The organism is Bradyrhizobium genosp. SA-4 str. CB756, from assembly GCF_000473125.1.
GTDB lineage: Bacteria > Pseudomonadota > Alphaproteobacteria > Rhizobiales > Xanthobacteraceae > Bradyrhizobium > Bradyrhizobium arachidis.
The window spans coordinates 7,581,494-7,603,122 of the sequence record NZ_KI421499.1 but is presented as its reverse complement, the minus strand read 5'-3'; the positions used below and the strand labels follow the sequence as shown (position 1 = coordinate 7,603,122).

Here is a 21,629-nt window from a genome sequence, read left to right as displayed (position 1 = left end):
CGCCGAGCGATATTCGGCTCAAGCGGCGGAATTCGGTCTCGTGCCCCGGACGCAGCGCATCGCGCAGTGGTGCGCTGCTGAGCCGGGGCCCAGAAGCTGTGCGCGCAGAAGCATGGGTCCCGGTTCTGCGGAGCGTCACTTCGTGCCGCACCGCGTCCGGGACACGAGAGCGATTGCAATGCCCAGCATGATCGGCGTAACCAGCGGCATGGCCCAGACCCCGCAAATCCCGCCCGCCTTGTTCGATCGCGCCTTGCTGCATGCACGGCAACGGCGCACGCAGGCGCAGGGCGGGGTCACATTCCTGCTCGATCGTGTTGCCGAGGATATGTCCGACCGGTTGGCCGCGGTGATGCGGGAGTTTCATGCGCCGGTCGATCTCTGGACACCCGGGGAGGGACTTGCGGGGCTGCGGGCGCGGCTTCCTTCCATCGAGCGGATCGCGCTCGATGCGGCGGGCGCAGAGAAATTGCCCTTCGCGCCGGAAAGTCTCGATCTCGTCGTCTCTGCACTGGCGCTGCAATTCGTCAACGACCTGCCGGGCGTGCTGGCGCAAATCCGCCGCGCGCTGAAGCCGGACGGGTTGCTGCTCGCCGCGATGATCGGCGGCGACAGCCTGACCGAGCTGCGCCAAGCCTTTGCCGCGGCGGAAGCCGAATGCGAGGGCGGGGTGTCGCCGCGCGTGGCGCCGTTCGCTGATCTTCGCGACATCGGCGCGCTGTTGCAGCGGGCCGGCTTTGCGCTGCCGGTGACCGATGTCGACCGCGTCGTGGTGCGCTATGGCAATGCGTTCGCGCTGATGCAGGACCTGCGCCGCATGGGCGCGGCCAATGTGCTGATCGAGCGCCGCCGCGCGCCGAGCCGTCGCGCCACGCTGCTGCGGATGGCCGAAATCTACGCCGAGCGTTTTGCCGATGCCGACGGCCGCATTCGCGCGACATTCGACATCATCTGGCTGTCCGGCTGGGCCCCGCATGCGAGCCAGCAGCAGCCGCTCAAGCCGGGATCGGCGAAAGCGAGTCTGGCGGAGGCGGTCAAGAAGGCGGGGAAAGAGTGATCCTCATGGGAGGAGGCGCGTCAGCGCCGTCTCGAACCATGCAGGCCCGGCTCTTGCCGTGTGGCCATCCTTCGAGACGACCGCTTCGCGGTCTCCTCAGGATGAGGTCCGTGCTCACATCAGCAAATCGATCAAATGCGGGATCAGCGGAATGTCCGCGGGCGGCATCGGGTAGTCGCGCAGTCTGTTGGCGCGGACCCAGGCGAGGTTCTGGCCTTCGCGTGCGGTGACCAGCCCTTCCCAACGCCGGCAGATGTAGAGCGGCATGAGGAGGTGAAACGTCTCGTAGCCGTAGCTCGCAAAGGTCAGCGGGGCCAGGCACGGTTCGGCGACGGTGATGCCGAGCTCTTCATGGAGCTCGCGGATCAGGCTCTGCTCCGGCCGCTCGCCCGGCTCGAGCTTGCCGCCGGGAAATTCCCAGAGGCCCGCCAGCGCCTTGCCCTCGGGGCGCTGCGCGATCAGGACGCGCTTGTCAGCGTCGACCAGCGCGCAGGCCACCACTAATGTCAGTTTGAGATCGGCCATGCCAAAAATATTGCTCACTGAAGATGATCCGTAACGGTTCGTTAACTGCGTCGCGGCCGCATTTCCGGGAACCCCATAAGTCATATTTAATCGTCGGTTCCTAGGGTGGGAACTCCTAAAACCACTCTGGACCCGAGCTATGCGCGCTGCGTTTCCCACTCTCTTATGCCATTTCGTCCGCGACCGGCGTGGCAACATCGCGGTGATCTTCGCGCTGGCCTGCGTTCCCCTGATCACGGTGGTCGGCTGCGCGGTCGATTACTCGCGCGCGACGCAGATCCGGTCCAAGCTTCAGGCTGCGGCCGATGCGGCCAGCGTCGGCTCGATCGCCAAGGCCTCGCCGGCGTTTGCCGCCGCGGGCACGATGACCTCGGATGGCTCGATCGCGGTGGGCGTCACCGACGCGCAGAACATCTTCAATGCCAACGTTGCCAATCTGACCGGCTATACGCCCGGCACCGTCACGCCGACCGTGGTCAAGAGCGGCTCGACCGTCACCTCGACTGTCACGTTCAGCGCCACCGTCAACACCATGTTCCTCGGTGTGATCGGCAAGACCTCGCTGGCCCTCACCGGCACGTCGACCTCGACGGCCACCATGCCGCTCTATGTCGACTTCTACCTCCTGCTGGACAATTCGCCCTCGATGGGCGTGGCGGCGACGCCGGCGGACATCACGAATATGCAGGCAAGGACAGGTGGATGCGCATTCGCGTGTCACGACACCACCAAGGCGGCCGGCACAAGCAACTACGACATTGCCAAAGCAAATGGCATCACGACCCGAATCGACGTGGTGCGCCAGGCGAGCGCGAACTTGATGGACACAGCCAGGAACACGCAGACTTACACGAACCAGTTCAGAATGGCGATCTACGATTTCGGCGGTGCGTCAGCCACGATCGGATTGAGAAATCTGTTTTCGCTCTCGTCGAGCCTGACATCCGCCAAGACCGCGGCGGGAGGCATCGACCTGATGGCGGTGGCCGGTCAGAATGACGCTTATACTGCCGACAAAGATACGCCCTTCACCACCATTTTTCCTGCGATCAATAACGAAATCGCCTCGCCGGGACCCGGCACATCCGCCTCACCGCTGAAATATCTGTTCCTTGTATCGGATGGCGTCGCCGACGAGACCAACTCGGGCAAGACGATGTGTAGCGTCTCATCCGCTGCGTATCCACTTTACACCCCAACAAACCGCTGTCAGTCGCCGATCAATCCGGCGCTCTGCAAGACGCTCAAGGACCGGGGTATCAAGATCGCGGTGCTGTACACAACATATCAACCCCCGACCGACAGTTGGTACAGCACATGGATCGCCCCCTTCAACGCCGGGACGTGGGGGCCGTCTCCGAACAGCAAGATCGCGCAGAACATGCAGGCCTGCGCCTCGCCGGGCCTCTATTTCGAGGTGAGCCCGACCCAAGGCATCTCGGATGCGATGAACGCGCTGTTCAAGAAGGCCGTCGCCGACGCGCGGATTTCGGGGTGAGACTTGTTCACCTCTCCCCGCTTGCGGGGAGAGGTCGGAATTCGCGCGTAGCGCGGATTCCGGGTGAGGGGGTACAGGTCCCTCAACGATCTCACGTGTGGAGAGAGGCCCCTCACCCCAACCCTCTCCGCGTAAGCACGGGGAGAGGGAGAAGACTCAAGACCTGTAATCCCCGTTGATCGCCACATACTCCTTCGTGAGATCGCAGGTCATGACGCGGTCGCGGCCCTTGCCGAGGCCGAGCGAGACCTTGATCGCGATCTCCGGCGCCTTCATCGCTTCCGACACCTGGGCCTCGTCATAGTCGGGATCGCGTGCGCCGCTCTTGGCGACGCGGATGCCGTTGAAAGAGATCGAGAGCTTGTCGCGGTCGGCGGGCTCGCCGGCCTTGCCGACTGCCATCACCACGCGGCCCCAATTGGCGTCCTCGCCGGCGATCGCGGTCTTGACCAGCGGCGAGTTGGCGATCGACATCGCGATCTTGCGCGCGGACGCCTTGGTCTTGGCGCCTTCGACGGTGATCTCGACCAGCTTGCGCGCGCCTTCGCCGTCGCGGGCGACCTGTTCGGACAGGTTGGCGAGGATCTGGTTGAACGCCTTGACGAACGCCTTCAGACGCGGGTCGCTGGCGCGGCTGATCTTGGGCGCGCCGTGCGCGGCGGCAGCGCCGGTGGCGAACGCCAGCAGCGTGTCGGAGGTCGAGGTGTCGCCGTCGATCGTCACGGCGTTGAACGTGTCCTCGACACCGGCCTTGAGCAAGGCCTGGAGCGCGGCAGGGGCGATCGGCGCATCGGTGAAGATAAAGGACAGCATCGTCGCCATGTCGGGCGCGATCATGCCGGCGCCCTTGGCCATGCCGTTGATGGTGACCTTGGCCTTGCCGAGCTTGACGGTCGCAGTCGCGACCTTGGGGAAGGTGTCGGTGGTCATGATCGCCTTGGCCGCGGCGAGGTAGTCGCCGGGCTCGGCGGTCTCAGCCAGGCGTCCCAGCACGCCGTCGAACTTGGTCGCGTCGAGCGGCTCGCCGATCACGCCGGTCGAGGCCAGGAAGATCTCGCTTTCGCTGCACCCGACCGCCTTGGCCGCGATCTTCGCGGTCAGCGCAGTGGAGGCGCGGCCGGTCTTGCCGGTGAAGGCATTGGCATTGCCGGAATTGACGACCAGCGCGCGCGCCTTGCCGCCCTTCAGCTTGGCGCGGCACCATTCCACCGGCGCCGACGGGCACTTCGACTTGGTGAAGACGCCCGCGACCGCGGTGCCCTTGTCCATCACCGCCAGCAGCACGTCGGTGCGGTTCTTGTAGCGGATGCCGGCCTCGGCCGTCGCGAGACGGACCCCCGCGATCACGGGCATGTCGGGAACGTTCTTCGGGGCGAGCGGGGAGACGGTTGAGGACATCGGGGCGCCTTGGTGAGGTCTGGATATGCAGATGCCCGGCACGAGGCCGGGCATCACGAAGGCTTAGATACTCTTCACGTCACCGAAGTGACAGCGAATTCTTACTTCTTGGCGGGCGGAGCCATCTTGCTGTCGGAGGGCTTCGCCGCGTCGGCCGGCTTGGCGTCCGGCTTGGCATCCTTGGAGGCGTCGGCCTGGTCCATCCGCTCGACCTTGGCCTCAGCGCGCAGCTTGGCGACGTAATCGGCCTGAGCCTTGCGGGTGACGTAGTTCTCGATCTGGGCCTTGACCTGCTCGAAGTCCGGCGCCTTGCGGTTACGCTTTTCCTCGACCTTGATGATGTGCCAGCCGAACTGCGACTTGACGGGGTCGGAGATCTTGCCCGGCTCCAGCGCGAATGCCACGGCCGAGAATTCCGGCACCATCTGCTCCTTGGTGAAGAAGCCGAGGTCGCCGCCGTCGGCGGAGCCCGGATCCTTGGACTTCTTCTTGGCGAGCTCGGCGAAATCGGCGCCCTTGTCGAGCTCGGCCTTCACCGCCTTGGCCTCGTCCTCGGTCTCGACCAGGATGTGGCGGGCGCGCACCTCCTGCTCTCCGGTGATCTGCTTGGAGGCCTCCTCATAAACCTTCTTCATGGCGTCCGGGGTGGTCGCGGCCTTGCCCTCGCCCGCGAGCAGGCTGTCCATCAGCAGGCGGTTGCGGGCGAACGCCAGGCGCTTCTTGAACTCCTCGCTGTCCGCGATCTTCTTGTCCTCGGCGGCCTTGGAGACGATCTTCATGTCGATCAGGAACGAAAGGACGTTTTCGTCCTTGGTTGCTGGGTCCATCTGCGCGAGGCTCGGTCCGAGTTCCTCCTCGGCCATGGCGACGTCGCTCTTCTTGATCTCGGCGCCATTGACCTTCGCCAGCACCGGATCGTCGGCGGCCCGGAGCGGGCCTGCGAACGCCAGGGTCAGCGCCAGAGCGAGGCTGCCAGCCAGGGCGGAAGCAAGGCGGAAACGCTGGCCGGTGGTTACCGGGAACGAGGTGGTCATGGAAAATCCTTTTGTTGAAGCAGGGGGCTGCTCGAGCGGGGCGGACACTCGCCCAATTCAGGGGGCCTTTGCAACGCGAAAAGTCTGTCAATTTGATGAATTAGCCGCAATGCGGCCGCCGTTGACAAGGCTCGGACCCGGCCATATCTCTGCCCGGTCGCGTCCATGGCGATGGCGTTTATTTTGCTGCGTTTTTGGCCGTTGAACCCTGACTTGCCCAATTCCCACCCATATGGCGGACGACCCCCGCAGTCCGGGCTCTGGCGCCATCAGGCGTCACGGTGAGTTGATAGGCAGGCGGGTGACAACCTTTTGGCTGCCACGCGGTTAAATCGCGAACACAGGAACTGGTCATGATCGGCGCGCTCGCCCGCAAGTTTTTCGGCTCCTCCAACGATAGGCGGGTGAAGGGATACCAGTCCCGCGTCAACGCGATCAACGCGCTGGAGCCCGAAGTCTCGAAGCTTTCCGACGAGGCCCTCAAGGCCCGCACCGCCGAGTTCAAGAAGCAGCTCGCCGAGGGCAAGACGCTCGACGACCTCCTGGTCCCCGCCTTCGCCACCGTGCGCGAGGCGGCCAAGCGCACGCTCGGCCAGCGCCATTTCGACGTCCAGCTGATCGGCGGCATGGTGCTGCACGAGGGCGACATCGCCGAGATGAAGACCGGCGAAGGCAAGACGCTGGTCGCAACGCTCGCGGTCTACCTCAACGCGCTCGCCGGCAAGGGCGTCCACGTCGTCACCGTCAACGACTACCTCGCCCGCCGCGACTCCGGCTGGATGGGCCAGATCTACGGCTTCCTCGGCCTGACTACCGGCGTGATCGTGCACGGCCTCGACGATGCCGAGCGCAAGGCGGCCTATGCCTGCGACATCACCTACGGCACCAACAACGAATACGGCTTCGACTATCTGCGCGACAACATGAAGTACCGGCTCGAGGACATGGTCCAGCGGCCGCACTTCTTCGCCATCGTCGACGAGGTCGACTCCATCCTGATCGACGAAGCGCGCACGCCGCTGATCATCTCCGGCCCGCTCGACGACCGCTCCGATTTCTACAACACCATCGACGGCTTCCTGCCCCGGCTCGACAAGACCGACTATGAGGTCGACGAGAAGCAGCGCACGGTGACGCTGACCGAAGCCGGCATGGAGAAGATCGAGACGCTGCTGCGCGATGCCGGCCAGCTCAAGGGCGAGTCGCTCTACGACGTCGAGAACGTCTCCGTCGTGCACCACATCAACCAGGCGCTGCGCGCCCACACGCTGTTCACCCGCGACAAGGACTACATCGTCCGCGACAACGAGGTCGTCATCATCGACGAGTTCACCGGCCGCATGATGCCGGGTCGCCGCTATTCGGAAGGCCTGCACCAGGCGCTGGAGGCGAAGGAGCACGTCCAGGTCCAGCCCGAGAACCAGACGCTGGCCTCGATCACGTTCCAGAACTACTTCCGCATGTACGAGAAGCTGGCCGGCATGACCGGCACGGCCGCGACCGAAGCGGACGAGCTGTTCGACATCTACAAGCTCGAGGTCGTGGAGATCCCGACCAATCTGTCGATCGCGCGCCTCGACGAGGACGACGAGGTCTACCGCACGCAGAAGGAAAAGTACCAGGCGATCCTTGCCGAGATCGAGCGGGCGAACTCGCGGCTTCAGCCGGTGCTGGTCGGTACCGCCTCGATCGAGAAGTCGGAAGTGCTCGCCGAATTCCTGAAGCAGAACGGCTACAAGCAGATCGACTTCGGCAAGGAGCACGCGCTCGACAAGCTCTATGCCGCCGCCCGCGCCGGCAAGCAGGCAAAGCTGTTCGCGGTGCTGAACGCGCGCTTCCACGAGCAGGAAGCCTACATCGTCGCGGAAGCCGGCGTGCCCGGCGCGATCACGATCGCGACCAACATGGCCGGCCGCGGTACCGACATCAAGCTCGGCGGCTCGCTCGAGATGCGCCTCCAGCAGGAGACTGCCGGGATCACCGATGAGGCCGAGAAGGCCAAGAAGATCGAGCAGATCAAGGCCGACATCGAGCACTTCCGCGACATCGTGCTGAAGGCCGAGGAGACCGTCGAGCTCGAGCCGGCGAAGGGTTCAAAGCCCGCCAAGACCGTGAAGAAGCCGGGCGGCCTCTACATCATCGGCTCCGAACGCCATGAATCCCGCCGCATCGACAACCAGCTGCGCGGCCGTTCCGGCCGTCAGGGCGATCCCGGCCGCTCGAAGTTCTTCCTGTCGCTGGAAGACGATCTGATGCGCATCTTCGGCTCGGACCGTCTCGACAGCATGCTGCAGCGTCTCGGCCTGCAGGAGGGCGAGGCGATCATCCATCCCTGGATCAACAAGGCGCTGGAGAAGGCGCAGCAGAAGGTCGAGGCGCGCAACTTCGACATCCGCAAGAACCTGCTCAAGTTCGACAACGTCCAGAACGACCAGCGCAAGGTGATCTTCGACCAGCGCGTCGACCTGATGAAGGACGAGAGCGTCGCCGAGACCGTCACCGACATGCGTCACGCCTTCATCGACGACCTCGTCGCCAAGCACGTGCCCGAGCATGCCTATGCCGAGCAGTGGGACGTCGCCGGCCTGAAGGAAGAATTGAAGCGCGTGCTCGATCTCGACCTGCCGGTCGACGACTGGGCCAAGGAAGAAGGCATCGCCGACGAGGAGCTGCTGACCCGCATCGAGACCAAGGCCGACGAGCACATGGCCGCCAAGGTCGCGCAATGGGGCCCCGACGTGATGCGTTACGTCGAGAAGACCATCCTCTTGCAGACCCTCGACCATCTCTGGCGCGAGCATCTGATCATGCTCGACCATCTGCGCCAGGTCATCGGCCTGCGCGGCTACGGCCAGCGCGATCCGTTGCAGGAGTACAAGACCGAGGCCTTCAATCTCTTCCAGGAGATGAGCGCGCATCTGCGCGAGGCCGTCACGGCGCAGCTGATGCGCGTCGAGATCGTCCCGCCGGAGCAGGAAGCCCCGGTGCTGCCGGCGATGGAAGCGCACAAGTTCGACCCGAACACCGGCGAAGACGAGATGGCCCTCGCCAGCGTCACCCTCGCCCCGCAGGCCACCGACGCCGCGCTCCGCGATCCCAAGAATCCGGCCAGCTGGGGCAAGGTCGGCCGCAACGAGGATTGCCCCTGCGGCAGTGGCAAGAAGTACAAGCACTGCCACGGGCGGTATGCGTAGCTGCTAGCTGCGTTATCGAGCGCGCATGAGGCGCGAAGTTCGCGCCTCAATTCCCGCTGTCGTCGCCCGGCTTGACCGGGCGACCCGGTACGCGGCGGCGTCAGCTATGTGCGATTGCGCTGCTGCACATTCCGCCGTCGTCCCGGCGAACGCCGGGATCCATACCGCGGAATCTATCGAAGGTGCGCAGTCGTCGTACCGCGCGAGGAAGCGTAACTACTAATCTTTGAAACAACCACGTCCTGTGGTTATGGGTCCCGGCGTTCGCCGGGACAACAGTCTTCGCTTGGTTGGCTACGTCGCAACTTGGCGATACGCGCCCTTCAATTCGAACTATCGATCAAGCTCTCCAGCAGCCGCTTCAATTCGCTCGTCGACTTGTCGCCGTAGCTCTCGAGGATGTGCTCCTCCTGATCAACCGCGAGCGAGTTGAGCTTCTTGCACAGCACCTTGCCGCGGTCGGAGATGAACATCAGCACCTTGCGGCGATCGTTCGGGTCCTGCACGCGATAGACCAGCGTGTCGGAGACCATGCGGTCGATCATCTTGGTCAGCGTCGGATGGTTGAGCAGCACGGCATCGGCGAGCTCGCCCATCGAATGGCCGTTGCCATCCGACAGCACTTTCAGGATGCGCCACTGCTCCACTGGCACGCCTTCCTTGCTCAACCGCAGTTCGAGCTGCCGGTTGATCTCCCGGTTGGCTTGCGCGAGCAGGTAAGCGAGGTGTTCGGTGATCGGGGAGTTTTCTTTCGACGGTTTTGCCACGGCTAAGACTTCGTCTTGACCCAAATGAGTGAATGTCTTGCAATCAATGCTGCATCTATATGCACTTCAATTGTTGAATATTCAATATTTTCAAAATAGGATGATTGCCCAACAAAAGGGCGGAAGCCGCGGCCGCCCGAAGAACGTGCTTTCAGGTCTGGTCCCAGACAGGAGTTGGCGTGCGCGCGACGGTAAACTTCCCGGCTCACGGCGGCCCGGCGTTGCCGCCGTCCTTGCTGTTCAGGAATCTGTCGTCATCGGCGGCCGAGGGTGCGTTGTCGCCCAGCGATCACGCGTTTCTCAGGCGACGCCGCGCCAACAAGCTGCGCATCGGCGGCTTCCTCTGCTGCACCGGCTCGCCCGGAGTGTGGGGGCCTTGTGCGACCAACAGCGCGCAGCTCGCCGTCGCCGAGATCAACAAGCGCGGCGGCATTCTCGGCCGCGAGCTCGAGCTGTCGATCTATGACGCCGGCGGGCCGCTCGACGAGGTCCTGAACCGGGCCGAGCAGGCGATCGCGTTCGACGAGATCGATCTCATCGTGGGCTTGCACACCAGCGCGGTCCGCGTCGCCTTGCGCGACATCACCACGCGGCATCGCATCCCCTACATCTACACGCCGGTCTATGAAGGCGGCGAGCGCACGCCGGGCGTGATGGCGATCGGCGAGACGCCGCGCTGGCAGAGCCGGCCATCGATCCACTGGCTGGCGGATGTCAAGAAAGCAAAGCGCTGGTACCTGATCGGCAGCGATTATGTCTGGCCCTGGCAATCGCACCGTGCGGTGAAGAACTACATCAGGGAAACCGGCGGCCACGTCGTCGGCGAGGAGTTCGTTCCACTCGGCGAGGACAATCACGAGCCGCATCTGGCGCGCATTCGCGCCGCGCGGCCTGACGTGGTGCTGATCTCGCTGATCGGCACCGACAGCAGCACCTTCAATCGCGCCTTCGGCGAATGCGGCCTGGGCGCCACCACGCTGCGGCTTGCGGGAGCCATGGACGAGACGGTGCTGCTCGGCATCGGCGCCGACAACAGCGAGAACATGTTCTGCGCCTCGGGCTATTTCACCGGCACCGGCGCGCGCGCCAATGACGACTTCCAGAGCCGCTATCGCGCGATGTTCGGGCCGAATGCGCCGCCGATCGGTTCGGTCGGGCAGTCCGGGTACGAGGGCCTGCGCTTTCTCGAAGCGGTCGCCAACAAGGCCGGCTCATTGGCGATGGGTCCGATGCTGGCAGCCGGCCGCAATATCGTCTACGGCGGCGCCCGCGGGCAGGTCACCGTCCGCAACGGGCACGTGCGGATGCCGATGCATCTCGCCGAGGCCGATGGTCTCGACTTCAAGCTGATCAAGCCGATCTGACTCGCGCGACAATCCGCGGGGCACACACCGGCAAAATAATACTTGAAAAGGAAAATATTTCCGTTTTGAATGTTTTGGCGAGGCCGGTGGTGCGTGCGTCGCGCCGGGGGCGACCGCGCCCCAACGTTCGTTGCAAGAAACTTCAGGAGAGCGCCATGACAGTTGTCCTTCCCACGCCAGCCCAGCTTCGCAGCGTCGCCGAGCAGTGCGGCCTTTCGCTGACCGACGACGACGTTGCCTCGTTTCGCGGCCTGATGCAGGGCTCGATCGAGGCCTACAATCTCGTTGCCGCGATGCCCGACGAATTGCCGGAGGTGAAGTACCCGCGCACGCCCGGATACAGGCCCTCAGCCGAGGAGAACCCTCGCAATGCCTGGTATCGCAAGTCGACCGTGAAGGGTGCCGCCAGCGGCAAGCTCAAGGGCAAGACCGTTGCCCTGAAGGACAACATCATGCTGGCCGGCGTTCCCATGACCAACGGCTCGTCGACGCTGGAGGGCTATGTGCCCGATTTCGACGCCACCATCGTCACGCGCATGCTGGATGCCGGCGCCGAGATCAAGGGCAAGGTGCATTGCGAGCACTTCTGCCTGTCTGGCGGCAGCCACACCGGCTCCTACGGGCCGGTGCATAATCCGCACAAGATGGGTTACTCGGCCGGCGGCTCGTCGTCGGGTTCGGGCGTCGTGGTCGCGCTCGGCGAGGTCGACATGGCGATCGGCGGCGACCAGGGCGGTTCGATCCGCATGCCGTCCTCGTTCTGCGGCATCTACGGCATGAAACCGACCTGGGGTCTCGTGCCCTATACCGGGATCATGCCGATCGAGATCTATGTCGATCATACCGGCCCGATGACCGCAACAGTCGCGGACAACGCGCTGCTCCTCGAAGTGCTCGCCGGCGACGACGGCTACGATCCCCGCATCAAGGCGCCGAAGGTCGAGGAATACACCAAAGCACTCGGCCAGGGCGTCAAGGGCATGAAGATCGGCATCGTCAAGGAAGGCTTCGAGCAGCCGGTCGCAGAGGCCGCGGTGAATGAAAGCGTGCGCGAGGCGGCAAAACGCTTCAAGGATCTTGGCGCCAGCGTGGAGACGGTGTCGATCCCGATGCATCTGTTGGGCGGCGCGATCTGGACCCCCATCGGCACCGAGGGCCTGACCCAGACCATGATGTTCGGCGACGGCTACGGCCTCAGTCGCGGCGATCTCTATTCGACCTCGCTGATGGATTTTCATCGCGGCTGGCGCCGGCAGGCGGACTCGCTGTCGGAGACGACGAAGCTGTTCATGATGCTCGGCACCTACATCAACAACAATTTCGGCCCGCGCTTCTACGGCAAGGCGCTCAACATCTCCCGCCGGCTGACCGCCGCCTACGACAAGGCGTTCGGCGACTACGATCTGCTGCTGATGCCGACCACGCCGATGAAGGCGACCAAGCTGCCGGAGCCCAATGCCAGCCGCGAGGACTACGTCGCGCGCGCGCTGGAGATGATCTCCAACACCGCGCCGTTCGACATCACCCACCATCCCGCGATGTCGCTGCCCTGCGGCATGGTCGACGGCCTGCCGGTCGGGTTGATGCTGGTCGGCCGCATGTTCGAGGAATCCACCATCTACCGCGCCGCCCATGCCTTCGAGCAGATCGGCGACTGGAAGAAGATGTGAGCAAGACGTTGACACTGGCGGACGGAACGGCACGGCATGGCTAACGCGTTCGTCGCGGCGTTCGAAATCCTGAGCTTCGGCGCGATCATCGTTCTGATCGTGCTGGGGCTTGGGATCATCGCCAGCATGATGGGCATCTTCAACTTCGCGCAGGGCGAGTTCGTCCTGCTCGGGGCCTACATCACCTATCTCGCCTATGCCAAGGGCCTGCCGATCTGGGCGGGCATGGTCGCGGCGCCCTTTGTGGTCGGCGCGCTCGGTTTCGTGCTGGAGGCGCTGATCATCCGCCGCTTCTACGCCGCGCCGATCGTGGCGATGCTTGGCACCTACGCGCTCGGCCTGATCATCCGCGAGGCCGTGCGCGGCCTGATCGGCGGCTTCTACCTCACCGTCCCCGAGCCGATCGGCGGCTCGATCGATTTCGGCACGATCCATATCTCGGCCTGGCGCTTCACCATCATCGTCATCACGCTGCTGGTGATGGCGGGCTGCTATCTCCTGCTGTCGCGCACCAGCTTTGGCTTGCGCATGCGCGCGACGCTGGAAAATCCGTCGCTGGCGCGGGCCTCCGGCATTTCCACGCCGCTGATGTACGGCGCCACGTTTGCCTTCGGCTCCGCGCTCGCCGGCCTCGCCGGCGCGCTGATCGTACCGGTGTTCAGCCTCTATGCCGATCTCGGCCTGCGCTTCCTGATCCAGGGCTTTGTCGCGGTGATGGTCGGCGGCGTCGGCTCCTTCATCGGGCCGGTTGCGGGTGCCGGTGTCATCGGCACGCTCAGCGCCGCGCTGCCATGGATCATGGCGCCCGTCGTCGCCGACGTCCTCGTCTTCGTTCTCGCCATTGTCTTCATCAAATTCCGGCCACAGGGCCTCATCGCTGGAAAAGGGGTTTAGTCATGTTTGCAGATCGCAATCTTACGCGCCGACGCTTTCTCTCCAATCTCGCCTTTACGACCGGTGCGGTCGCAACCGGTGTCGGGAGCTGGGTGATCCCGGCGCCCTGGGCCAATGCCGCGGAAGCCCCGATCAAGGTCGGTATTGCGACCGATCTCACCGGCCCGATCGCCTATGCGGGCAACGCCGACGCCAACGTCGCGAAAATGGTGATCAAGGAGATCAACGCGGCCGGCGGCCTGCTCGGCCGTCCGCTTGAGCTCTACATCGAGGACACCGCCTCCAACGAATCCGTCGCCGTCGGCAACGTCCGCAAGCTGATCCAGCGCGACAAGGTCGACATGGTGCTGGGGGGCATCACCTCGTCGATGCGTAACGCGATCAAGGACCCGATCGTGGCACGCGGCAAGACGCTCTACATCTATCCGCAGCTCTACGAGGGCAAGGAGTGCACCCCGTACCTGTTCTGCACCGGGCCGACGCCGGCGCAGCAATGCGACGAGTTCATCCCCTGGCTGATCAAGAACGGCGGCAAGAAATTCGCGCTGCCGAGCGCCAATTATGTCTGGCCGCACACGCTGAACGTTTATGCCCGCAAGGTGATTGAATCGAACGGCGGCGAGGTGGTGTTCGAGGAATACTATCCGCTCGACCAGGTCGATTTCTCCGCGACGGTCAACCGCATCATCTCCAACAAGGTCGATGTCGTCTTCAACACCGTGATTCCGCCGGGTGTCGGCCCCTTCTTCAAGCAGCTCTATGAGGCCGGCTTCCTCAAGAACGGCGGGCGCCTCGCCTGCGTCTATTATGACGAGAACACGCTCAACATCAATCAGGCCAGCGAGATCGAGGGCCTCGCGAGCTGTCTCGACTATTTCAAGGTGCTGACCAAGGAGAACCCGTTCGACGCCAAGATCCAGGCGGCCTATGAGAAGGATTTTCCGGGCAACTTCCTGTTCGCGGCCGGCAGCGCTGCGACCGGCACCTATCGTGGCCTGAAGCTGTGGGAAGCCGCGGTGAAGGAAGCCGGCAAGATCGACCGCGAGTCGGTCGCCGCCGCGCTCGATCACGCCAAGATCGCCGAAGGCCCCGGGGGGCCGGCCGAAATGGTGCCGGGCAAGCGGCACTGCAAGATGAAGATGTACACCGCGGTCGCCAAGGGCGGGAACTACGAGATCGTCGCGCGCAGCGAGGGTCTGGTCGATCCCAAGGAATGCTAAGATCGCATGTCGAAGTCGATGGGCGCAGTGAAACAGGCCATCCCCGCCGAGATCGGCGGGTATATGGACGTCGCAATGGGTAGCAGCGGAGCGGCGGTTGAGGCCGTATCGGGGCGAAAAGTGCTGCCGATCGTGGAGGGCGTGGTGCTCGTCGCCGCGCTGATCGCGCCGCTGGTGCTGCAGGACTACCTCACGGTGTTCGCGACGCGCGTGATCATCCTTGCACTGTTCGCGCTGTCGTTCGATCTGGTCTGGGGCTATGCCGGCATCATGAGCTTCGGCCAGGCCCTGTTCTTCGGCTCGGCCGGCTATGGCGTGGCGCTGCTGGCGCGCGACCTCGACATCACCAACATCTTCCTGGTGCTGCCCGCGGGGACGTTGATCGGCCTCACCTTCGCACTGCTGCTCGGCGGCTTCCTGCTGCTGGGCAGGCACCCCTCCAGCGTGATCTTCGTGTCGCTGGGCACGCTCACCGGCTCCTACGCCGCCGATCGCCTTGCGCGCGGCTGGTACTATCTCGGCGGCCAGAACGGCATCCCCTCGATCGCGCCGATGTCGCTCGGTGGCTACGAGTTCACGGAGGGACCGGCGTTCTATTATCTCGTGCTCGGCATCCTCGTCGTCGTCTACCTGTTCTGCCGCTTCCTGGTGCGCTCGCAGTTTGGCCTCGCGCTCGCTGGCCTGCGCGAGAACGAGCAGCGCATTGCCTTCTTCGGCTACAAGGCGCAGCACCTGAAGGCCATCATCTTTGCGATCGGCGGCGCCATCGCAGGCCTCGCCGGCAGCCTCTATGCTTTCCACGAGGGCTTTGTCTGGCCTAACATGGTCGGCGTCGTCGTCTCCACGCAAGTGGTGCTCTACGTCCTGTTCGGCGGCTCCGGCACGCTGATCGGCGCCGTCATCGGCACTATCATCGTCGAGGGCGTCAGCTTCTGGCTCTCGGACAATTATCGCGACATCTGGCCGATCATTCTGGGCGTGTTGTTGCTGCTGGTGATCCTGTTCCGGCCGCTCGGTCTGATCAGCTTTGTGCTCGGCGAGCGCGAGCGGGTCGGCAGCTTTGGTGCCAAACCCAGGGCCCGCGCCAAGGAGAAGCGCAATGCTCCTTGAAGCTGCCGGCATCAAGAAGGTCTTTGGCAAGCTCACGGCGCTCGACGGCGCCGCGCTCACCGTGGGGGAGAACGAGTTTCATGGTCTGATCGGCCCGAACGGTTCCGGCAAGAGCACGCTGATGAAGTGCATCGCCGGCGCGGAGGTGCCGACCCAGGGAAAAGTCTCCTTCGTCAACACCGACATCACCGCGTTCACGCCGACTGAGCGCGCCCGCGCTGGCATGAGCCTGAAATTCCAGATTACCAGCGTGCTGCCCTCGCTGACCCTTTACGACAACATTCTGCTCGCGTTGCAGGCGCAGTCCTCGCTGTTCGACCTCGTGTTCTCGCGCACCCGCGGCGCGCTGCACGACCAGGTCATGACCATGCTGACGCAGTTTCGGCTTGCGAACCGCGCTTTCGATGCGGCAGCGGCCCTGTCGCACGGCCAGCAGCAATGGCTGGAGATCGCGATGGCGCTCGCGGGCAAGCCAAAGCTGCTGCTGCTCGACGAGCCGACCGGCGGCATGAGCCTCGAGGAGCGCCGTGTGACCGGCGAACTGCTCCAGCCGATCAAGAGGCATTGCTCGCTCGTCATCGTCGAGCACGATCTCGATTTCATCCGCGACATCTGCGATCGGCTGACCGTGCTCGACCAGGGCAAGGTGCTGGCGTCGGGCACCGTGTCCGAGATCCAGGCCAACCAATCCGTCCAGGAGATCTATCTGCGCCGTGCCTGAATTTTTGGACATCAAGCATCTCGATGCCGGCTACGGCCGCAGCCAGGTCCTGTTCGACGTCACCCTCGGCATCCCCTGGCGCGGCGGCGTCGCCGTGCTCGGCCGCAACGGCGCCGGCAAGACCACGTTGATGAAGACCATCGTCGGCGAGCTGCCGGCATGGAAGGGCGAGGTCGCTTTCGACGGCCGCGACATCAGCCGTCGCGCGACCCAGGAACGCGTGCGCGCCGGCATCGGCTATGTGCCGCAGGAGCATTCGGTGTTCGCGCGCCTGTCGGTGCGCGACAATCTCGCCGTCGGCTCGCTCGCGAAGAAGGATGCCAGCGCGGTCGACCGCGTGCTGACCATCTTCCCCAAGCTCGGCCAGCGCCTCGACCAGCCCGCCGGCACGCTCTCCGGCGGCGAACGCAAGATGCTCGCCATCGGCCGCGCGATGTTGGGTGATCCAAAGCTGTTGCTGCTCGACGAGCCGACCGAAGGCGTCTGGATCGGCGTGATCGAGGAGATCACCGAGCGCCTGATCGCGCTCGCGAAAGACATCGCCGTCATCATCGTCGAACAGCACCTCGACCTCGCGCTGCGCGTTGCCGACTACGCGTACGTGCTGGACCGCGGACGGGTCGCCCTGCAAGGCGAGGCAGGTGAGGTAAGGAGCAATCCGGAGCTGATGCGGTATCTGGCGCCGTAGGGGACGCGTCGCCCGTTCCGCAGCCGCATCTCGCCGCGGCACCTTGCCGGTCCCGTCGTCATCCTGAGGTGCGAGCGGAGCGAGCCTCGAAGGATGGGCGGCCCCCGCTGCCGCAGCCGGGCCGTCGCCCTTCGAGGCTCGCTGCGCGAGTGCCTCAGGGTGACGGTGAGAGATCGTCGGTCGACCAAGACCGGAAGAACGAGCGCCCTTACTTCACCGCCCCAAAGCGGCTGTCGAATGAGTTCGATGACACCACGGGCGCTGCGCCGGCCATCTGCTCGCTCGCGCCATCGCTCACCGACGGCTTCAGCGTCGGGCGCGTCTGGGCGAGGCGCGTGTCGGGCTTCGGAGCCTCAGTGGGCTTGGCGGCGGCGACCGCCGGCTTCGGCACGTCCTTCGCGGCGTCCTTGGATTTGTCGTGGCCCGGCACGAAACGGGTCACTGCGGCCTTCAGCCGGGATGCTGCGGTCGGCGGCGTCGTGGACGTGGTAGCCGGAGCGGCGGACGCGGTGGCTTGCGGCGGAGGCGTCGTCGTCGCCGTGGTGTCGGCGGTGCCGAGGCCCATCTTACGGCCGAGATTCGAGAAGAAGCCGCCTTGGGATTTCTCCTGGGACTTTTCGGCAGGCTGAGCTGCAGCAACGCGGGTGTTGGTCGCAGGTGCGCTGACGGCGACGACCGGCTCCTGGCTCGCGGGCGCGGTGGCGACGGCATCGAGATTGGGCTTGGGCGGATTGACGTGCCCGGGGATCGTGCCCGGCGCCTTGGCCATCGCCAGCATTTCCAGGGTCGAGCCTTCGGCGCTTTCGGACAGGCCGGTCGATCCCTCCGGAATCTTGGAGGCGAAGATCTTGTTCATGCCGCCGTCGATGCCGGTGTTCATGCGCGCCACCGGCGTGCCCTTGGCGACGAGTTTCGCGTAGGCGGCCTCGTCCTGCTGCTGCTTCTCGCGCACAGCGCTGGCGATGTCCTCGGGGATCACATAGGCCGGGCATTTTGCCGAGGCGTCGAACACCGGATCGCGCTTGGCGTCGGCCGGCTTGGCCGCGTCGAACACGTACCTCTTCTCGCAGAAATCGACCTTCGGCTCCTGCCGCGTCACCTCGAAATGATCATAGCCTTCCTTGATCATCTTCCAGAAGGCCATGTTCGGATTGTTCCGGTGCTTGGCCATGTTCACCGGCGTCATCTTGAACGGATAGGCCTGCAGCTGGAACGCCTTCTGGCCGCCGAAGAAGGATTCGCGGCCGAGCGAATAGATCTCGGCGATCTGCTCGTCGGTCATCGCGTAGCAGCCGCGCGAGGAGCAATCGCCATGCACCATCAGCTGCGAGCCGCTGCGGCCCAAAGCCTTGTCGAACGCATTCGGGTAACCCGTGTTGAACGACAGGTAGTACGCCGATTGCGGATTCATCTGGCTCGGATTGATCGAATAGAATCCTTCCGGCGCTTGGCGGTCGCCTTCGCGCACCTTGGGGCCGAGATCGCCCGACCAGCGGCAGATCGGATAGGTCTTGAGCAGCGCGAACTGGCCGTTGCGGGTCTGCTTCCAGACCTCGAGCTCGGCCTCCTGCTTGAACAGGCGCACCAGGATCGGCGATTGCAGATCCATGTTCTTCTCGACCATCGCGGCGAGAAGCTTTGGCGGCACCGGCTGATTGGCCTTGGCATTGGTCGCGAGCGAGACCTGGTCGGTATCGCAGCCGGCCAGCAGGACACTAGCCGTCATCAGCGCAACCGAAGCCAAGAGCGCGCGAGCAAGCGAACGAGAAATCAAGATGGACCCCACACCGTGCCGGGCAGAGAGCGCGAACCCCACTACGTTTGGCGCGTGACCTGACCGGAAACCGACCCGCCGTGACGGGCTCGTTCAGACCACGCTCCAGCGCTTATGCCCTGAAGCCATTGATTAAAATTCTAACCTCTGGGTCATGTGGTCGCAACCCGAGCAGGGATCACGAGGGCGTTGGCCCAGTGGCATGGTCAACAGAAACTAAATGGACGCAACTTTGGGCCGTACTTGGGCCTTTCGGCCAAAACGGTACAGAGATCGCCGATTTGGGCAAAAAAAGGGTTAACGCGGGGTTACCGGGGGCGGCTGGGGAGGTCCCGTAGGGTGGGCAAAGGCGCGAAGCGCCGTGCCCACGAGCTGTTCGTACGATGGGGAATGGTGGGGCACGCTTCGCTTTGCCCACCCTACGGCACCGAATCTAACCCGAATCAGCCCAGTTTCCGGCCGATATCGAGGAATTTCTGCCGCCGCTGCTTGCGGATGGCATCGCCGTCCATGCTGCGCAGTTCGTCGAACGCCTTGGCGATGGCCTCGCCCGTGGTGGCGATCATGGCGGCGGCGTCGCGATGGGCGCCGCCGACCGGCTCCTTCAGGATCTGGTCGATCACCCCGAAGCGGAGCATGTCCTGGGCGGTGATCTTCATGTTGTTGGCGGCTTCCTGCGCCTTGGTGCCGTCACGCCAGAGGATGGAGGAGGCGGCCTCCGGCGAGATCACGCTGTAGATCGCGTGCTCCAGCATCAACACCTTGTTGGCGGTGGTGATGGCGATGGCGCCGCCCGACATGCCCTCGCCGGTGATGATGGCGACGTTCGGCACGGTCAGCGCGAGGCACGCATCGGTCGAGCGTGCGATCGCCTCGGCCTGTCCCCGCTCTTCGGCGCCGATGCCGGGATAGGCGCCGGCGGAATCGGCGAGCGACAGCACGGGCAGGCCGAACCGCTCGGCCATCTCCATCAGCCGCACGCATTTGCGATAGCCCTCGGGCCGCGCCATGCCGAAATTGTGCCGGATGCGGCTGTCGGTGGAATCGCCCTTTTCCTGGCCCATGACGCAGATCGGCTCGCCGCGGAAACGGCCGAAGCCGGCGACCAGCGCCTCGTCCTCGCCGAACTTGCGGTCGCCGGCGAGCGGAGTGAATTCGGTGATCAGGCCCTTGATGAAGTCGTTGAAATGCGGCCGCTGCGGATGCCGCGCGACCAGCGTCTTCTGCCACGGCGTCAGGTTCAGATAGAGGTCGGCCAGCGCCTGCGCCGCCTTGTCCTCGATCCGCCCGATCTCCTCGGCGATATCGGTGCCGGAGGCCGCCAGCGTCCGGAGCTCGTCGACCTTGGAGTCGAGCTCGGCGACGGGCTTTTCGAAGTCGAGATAGCTGCGCATCTGGTCTGGCATCAACTCAATATAGGAAGGATCGGGCGAGGCGGCGAAGCGGATTTCGGCTCGATGAGAGAAGTGTAGCTTCTTCAAGGGCTTGACCTGTGCGCTGTCGGAAGCGCGGCAGTTCACTCGAAAGGCCCCGGCTCTTTCTGCGGAGATGTGGCCGAAGTCAAGGCGGTTTCGCTCCCTCCGTTGTCGTCCCCGCGAACGCGGGGACCCATAACCACAGGGAGAAATTTGGCGAAGATTGGCAGTGAACTGATCTTCCCGCGGTACCAACACCGCCCGTTACAGATAGATCACGCGGTATGGGTCCCTGCTTTCGCAGGGACGACAGTCACCTCTCCGCCAGCGGATGCAGATCGCGCACCAGGCTCTTCAGCCGCTCCTCGACCACATGGGTGTAGATCTGCGTGGTCGAGATGTCGGTATGGCCGAGCAGCGTCTGCACGATACGCAAATCGGCGCCGTTGTGGAGCAGGTGGCTGGCGAAGGCATGGCGCAGCACGTGCGGGGAGACCAGCCGGGCCTGCAAGCCTGAGGCGACCGCGAGCTCCTTGAGGTCGCGGGCAAAATGCTGGCGCGTCAGATGCCCGCTCTCGCCGAAGGAGGGGAATAGCCATTTCGCGGCGGCGAGGCCGTCTTTCTTCTTCTCGCCCTTGTTGTTTTCCTTGGCCGCCTCCGTCGCCGCGAGATAATCCGCCATCGCCTGGCGCGAGGCCTCGTTGAGCGGCACCAGCCGTTCCTTGTTGCCCTTGCCGCGCACCACGATCATGCGGGCATCGCGCTTGGCCGCTGTGCGCGGCAGCGCCACCAGCTCGGAGACGCGCAGGCCCGTGGCATAGAGCACCTCGAGCAGGCAATAGAGCCTTAAAGCGCGCAGCCGTTTCGAGGGCGATGCCTCCGCCGACTCGCTCAATTCCTTGGCGCGGCGGAGCATGCGGTCGACATCCGATATCGACAGCACCTTCGGCAGGCCGCGGCCGCGCTTGGGCCCGGACAGGATCGCAGCGGGATCATCGTTCCGGATCCGCTCGTTCAGCAGGAATCGATAGAGATGCCGCATCGCCGACAGCCGCCGGGCGACGCTGGTGGACTTGAAGCCGCGGGTGTCGAGGTCGGCGAGATAGTCGCGCAGCGTTTGCGTCTCCGCATCCGCGAAACTGTGGCCGACCCGGCCCAAAAACTCGGAGAAATCGGTGAGGTCGCGGCGGTAGGCATCGAGCGTATTGGGGCCGGCGCCCTGTTCCGCCGCGAGCATGTCGAGGAACAGGCCGGTGAGCTTGGCATCTGAGGGCTTGCTGGCAGAAGATTTGGCGCGCAT

At 64.5% G+C, this 21,629-nt stretch carries 17 protein-coding genes; 10 read left to right on the top strand and 7 right to left on the bottom strand.

All coding sequences use genetic code 11. The features are described 5' to 3' along the window. The first annotated feature begins 187 nt into the window (after positions 1–187). Entirely contained in the window at positions 188–1,057 is an 870-nt protein-coding gene (locus BRAGE_RS0136765; protein ID WP_181411731.1) for a methyltransferase domain-containing protein, read from the top strand. Positions 1,058–1,171: 114 nt separating this feature from the next. Here the strand turns inward: BRAGE_RS0136765 and BRAGE_RS0136760 are convergent, their stop codons facing one another. Then, entirely contained in the window at positions 1,172–1,582 is a 411-nt protein-coding gene (locus BRAGE_RS0136760) for a (deoxy)nucleoside triphosphate pyrophosphohydrolase (protein WP_027563464.1), read from the bottom strand. Positions 1,583–1,721: 139 nt separating this feature from the next. On the opposite strand from BRAGE_RS0136760, the gene BRAGE_RS0136755 reads away from it, so the two are divergent. After that, the gene (locus tag BRAGE_RS0136755) at positions 1,722–3,080 is read left to right on the top strand and encodes a TadE/TadG family type IV pilus assembly protein (protein ID WP_027563463.1); all 1,359 of its coding nucleotides are present in this window, start codon (positions 1,722–1,724) and stop codon (positions 3,078–3,080) included. Between the two features lie 156 nt (positions 3,081–3,236). Here the strand turns inward: BRAGE_RS0136755 and argJ are convergent, their stop codons facing one another. Both argJ and BRAGE_RS0136745 read right to left on the bottom strand, forming a co-directional pair. Next, positions 3,237–4,478 carry a bifunctional glutamate N-acetyltransferase/amino-acid acetyltransferase ArgJ gene (gene argJ, locus BRAGE_RS0136750; protein WP_027563462.1) on the bottom strand — a complete coding sequence of 414 codons (1,242 nt, stop codon included), beginning with the start codon at positions 4,476–4,478 and terminating at the stop codon, positions 3,237–3,239. A 101-nt stretch (positions 4,479–4,579) separates the two neighbouring features. Next, complete coding sequence (locus BRAGE_RS0136745; protein ID WP_027563461.1) at positions 4,580–5,512, bottom strand: peptidylprolyl isomerase; 933 nt, start codon at positions 5,510–5,512, stop codon at positions 4,580–4,582. A 353-nt stretch (positions 5,513–5,865) separates the two neighbouring features. On the opposite strand from BRAGE_RS0136745, the gene secA reads away from it, so the two are divergent. Beyond that, positions 5,866–8,706 (top strand): preprotein translocase subunit SecA, encoded by a 2,841-nt coding sequence (secA, locus tag BRAGE_RS0136740; RefSeq protein ID WP_027563460.1) that lies wholly within the window; start codon positions 5,866–5,868, stop codon positions 8,704–8,706. Positions 8,707–9,029: 323 nt separating this feature from the next. Here the strand turns inward: secA and BRAGE_RS0136735 are convergent, their stop codons facing one another. Continuing rightward, positions 9,030–9,473, bottom strand: a complete 444-nt coding sequence (locus tag BRAGE_RS0136735; protein WP_025576502.1) for a MarR family winged helix-turn-helix transcriptional regulator — start codon at positions 9,471–9,473, stop codon at positions 9,030–9,032. A 179-nt stretch (positions 9,474–9,652) separates the two neighbouring features. On the opposite strand from BRAGE_RS0136735, the gene BRAGE_RS0136730 reads away from it, so the two are divergent. The 7 genes from BRAGE_RS0136730 (at position 9,653) to BRAGE_RS0136700 (ending at position 17,140) form a co-directional block, all read left to right on the top strand. Then, positions 9,653–10,837, top strand: coding sequence for a substrate-binding domain-containing protein (locus BRAGE_RS0136730; protein ID WP_027563459.1), 1,185 nt, complete (start codon positions 9,653–9,655; stop codon positions 10,835–10,837). Positions 10,838–10,992: 155 nt separating this feature from the next. Next, positions 10,993–12,507, top strand: a complete 1,515-nt coding sequence (locus tag BRAGE_RS0136725; RefSeq protein WP_027563458.1) for an amidase — start codon at positions 10,993–10,995, stop codon at positions 12,505–12,507. Positions 12,508–12,543: 36 nt separating this feature from the next. Then, positions 12,544–13,401: a branched-chain amino acid ABC transporter permease gene (locus BRAGE_RS0136720; RefSeq protein WP_027563457.1), complete on the top strand. Its 858-nt coding sequence runs from the start codon at positions 12,544–12,546 to the stop codon at positions 13,399–13,401. A 2-nt stretch (positions 13,402–13,403) separates the two neighbouring features. Next, the gene (locus BRAGE_RS0136715; protein ID WP_027563456.1) at positions 13,404–14,621 is read left to right on the top strand and encodes a substrate-binding protein; all 1,218 of its coding nucleotides are present in this window, start codon (positions 13,404–13,406) and stop codon (positions 14,619–14,621) included. A 6-nt stretch (positions 14,622–14,627) separates the two neighbouring features. Further along, positions 14,628–15,731: a branched-chain amino acid ABC transporter permease gene (locus BRAGE_RS0136710; protein ID WP_027563455.1), complete on the top strand. Its 1,104-nt coding sequence runs from the start codon at positions 14,628–14,630 to the stop codon at positions 15,729–15,731. Further along, positions 15,721–16,452, top strand: a complete 732-nt coding sequence (locus BRAGE_RS0136705; RefSeq protein WP_027563454.1) for an ABC transporter ATP-binding protein — start codon at positions 15,721–15,723, stop codon at positions 16,450–16,452. Before BRAGE_RS0136710 ends, BRAGE_RS0136705 begins: the two co-directional genes overlap by 11 nt. Next, on the top strand, positions 16,445–17,140 hold the full coding sequence (locus BRAGE_RS0136700) for a branched-chain amino acid ABC transporter ATP-binding protein (protein ID WP_027563453.1): 696 nt from the start codon (positions 16,445–16,447) through the stop codon (positions 17,138–17,140). The genes BRAGE_RS0136705 and BRAGE_RS0136700 overlap by 8 nt, the downstream gene beginning before the upstream one ends. A gap of 208 nt (positions 17,141–17,348) precedes the next feature. On the opposite strand, the gene BRAGE_RS0136695 is transcribed toward BRAGE_RS0136700, so the two are convergent. The 3 genes from BRAGE_RS0136695 to xerD form a co-directional block, all read right to left on the bottom strand. Beyond that, positions 17,349–18,866 carry a L,D-transpeptidase family protein gene (locus tag BRAGE_RS0136695; RefSeq protein ID WP_051378590.1) on the bottom strand — a complete coding sequence of 506 codons (1,518 nt, stop codon included), beginning with the start codon at positions 18,864–18,866 and terminating at the stop codon, positions 17,349–17,351. A gap of 491 nt (positions 18,867–19,357) precedes the next feature. After that, a complete protein-coding gene (locus BRAGE_RS0136690; RefSeq protein ID WP_027563451.1) occupies positions 19,358–20,320 on the bottom strand; it encodes an acetyl-CoA carboxylase carboxyltransferase subunit alpha in 963 nt (320 codons plus the stop codon). A 322-nt stretch (positions 20,321–20,642) separates the two neighbouring features. After that, on the bottom strand, positions 20,643–21,629 hold the full coding sequence (xerD, locus tag BRAGE_RS0136685; RefSeq protein WP_027563450.1) for a site-specific tyrosine recombinase XerD: 987 nt from the start codon (positions 21,627–21,629) through the stop codon (positions 20,643–20,645).

What these genes read in the sequence shown, in the direction of transcription:
- BRAGE_RS0136765 (WP_181411731.1), top strand. Translation starts at nt 188, where the DNA reads ATGATCGGCGTAACCAGCGGCATGGCCCAGACCCCGCAAATCCCGCCC.
- BRAGE_RS0136760 (WP_027563464.1), bottom strand. Translation starts at nt 1,582, where the DNA reads ATGGCCGATCTCAAACTGACATTAGTGGTGGCCTGCGCGCTGGTCGAC.
- BRAGE_RS0136755 (WP_027563463.1), top strand. Translation starts at nt 1,722, where the DNA reads ATGCGCGCTGCGTTTCCCACTCTCTTATGCCATTTCGTCCGCGACCGG.
- argJ (WP_027563462.1), bottom strand. Translation starts at nt 4,478, where the DNA reads ATGTCCTCAACCGTCTCCCCGCTCGCCCCGAAGAACGTTCCCGACATG.
- BRAGE_RS0136745 (WP_027563461.1), bottom strand. Translation starts at nt 5,512, where the DNA reads ATGACCACCTCGTTCCCGGTAACCACCGGCCAGCGTTTCCGCCTTGCT.
- secA (WP_027563460.1), top strand. Translation starts at nt 5,866, where the DNA reads ATGATCGGCGCGCTCGCCCGCAAGTTTTTCGGCTCCTCCAACGATAGG.
- BRAGE_RS0136725 (WP_027563458.1), top strand. Translation starts at nt 10,993, where the DNA reads ATGACAGTTGTCCTTCCCACGCCAGCCCAGCTTCGCAGCGTCGCCGAG.
- BRAGE_RS0136720 (WP_027563457.1), top strand. Translation starts at nt 12,544, where the DNA reads ATGGCTAACGCGTTCGTCGCGGCGTTCGAAATCCTGAGCTTCGGCGCG.
- BRAGE_RS0136715 (WP_027563456.1), top strand. Translation starts at nt 13,404, where the DNA reads ATGTTTGCAGATCGCAATCTTACGCGCCGACGCTTTCTCTCCAATCTC.
- BRAGE_RS0136710 (WP_027563455.1), top strand. Translation starts at nt 14,628, where the DNA reads ATGTCGAAGTCGATGGGCGCAGTGAAACAGGCCATCCCCGCCGAGATC.
- BRAGE_RS0136705 (WP_027563454.1), top strand. Translation starts at nt 15,721, where the DNA reads ATGCTCCTTGAAGCTGCCGGCATCAAGAAGGTCTTTGGCAAGCTCACG.
- BRAGE_RS0136695 (WP_051378590.1), bottom strand. Translation starts at nt 18,866, where the DNA reads ATGACGGCTAGTGTCCTGCTGGCCGGCTGCGATACCGACCAGGTCTCG.
- BRAGE_RS0136690 (WP_027563451.1), bottom strand. Translation starts at nt 20,320, where the DNA reads ATGCCAGACCAGATGCGCAGCTATCTCGACTTCGAAAAGCCCGTCGCC.
- xerD (WP_027563450.1), bottom strand. Translation starts at nt 21,629, where the DNA reads ATGCGCGCCAAATCTTCTGCCAGCAAGCCCTCAGATGCCAAGCTCACC.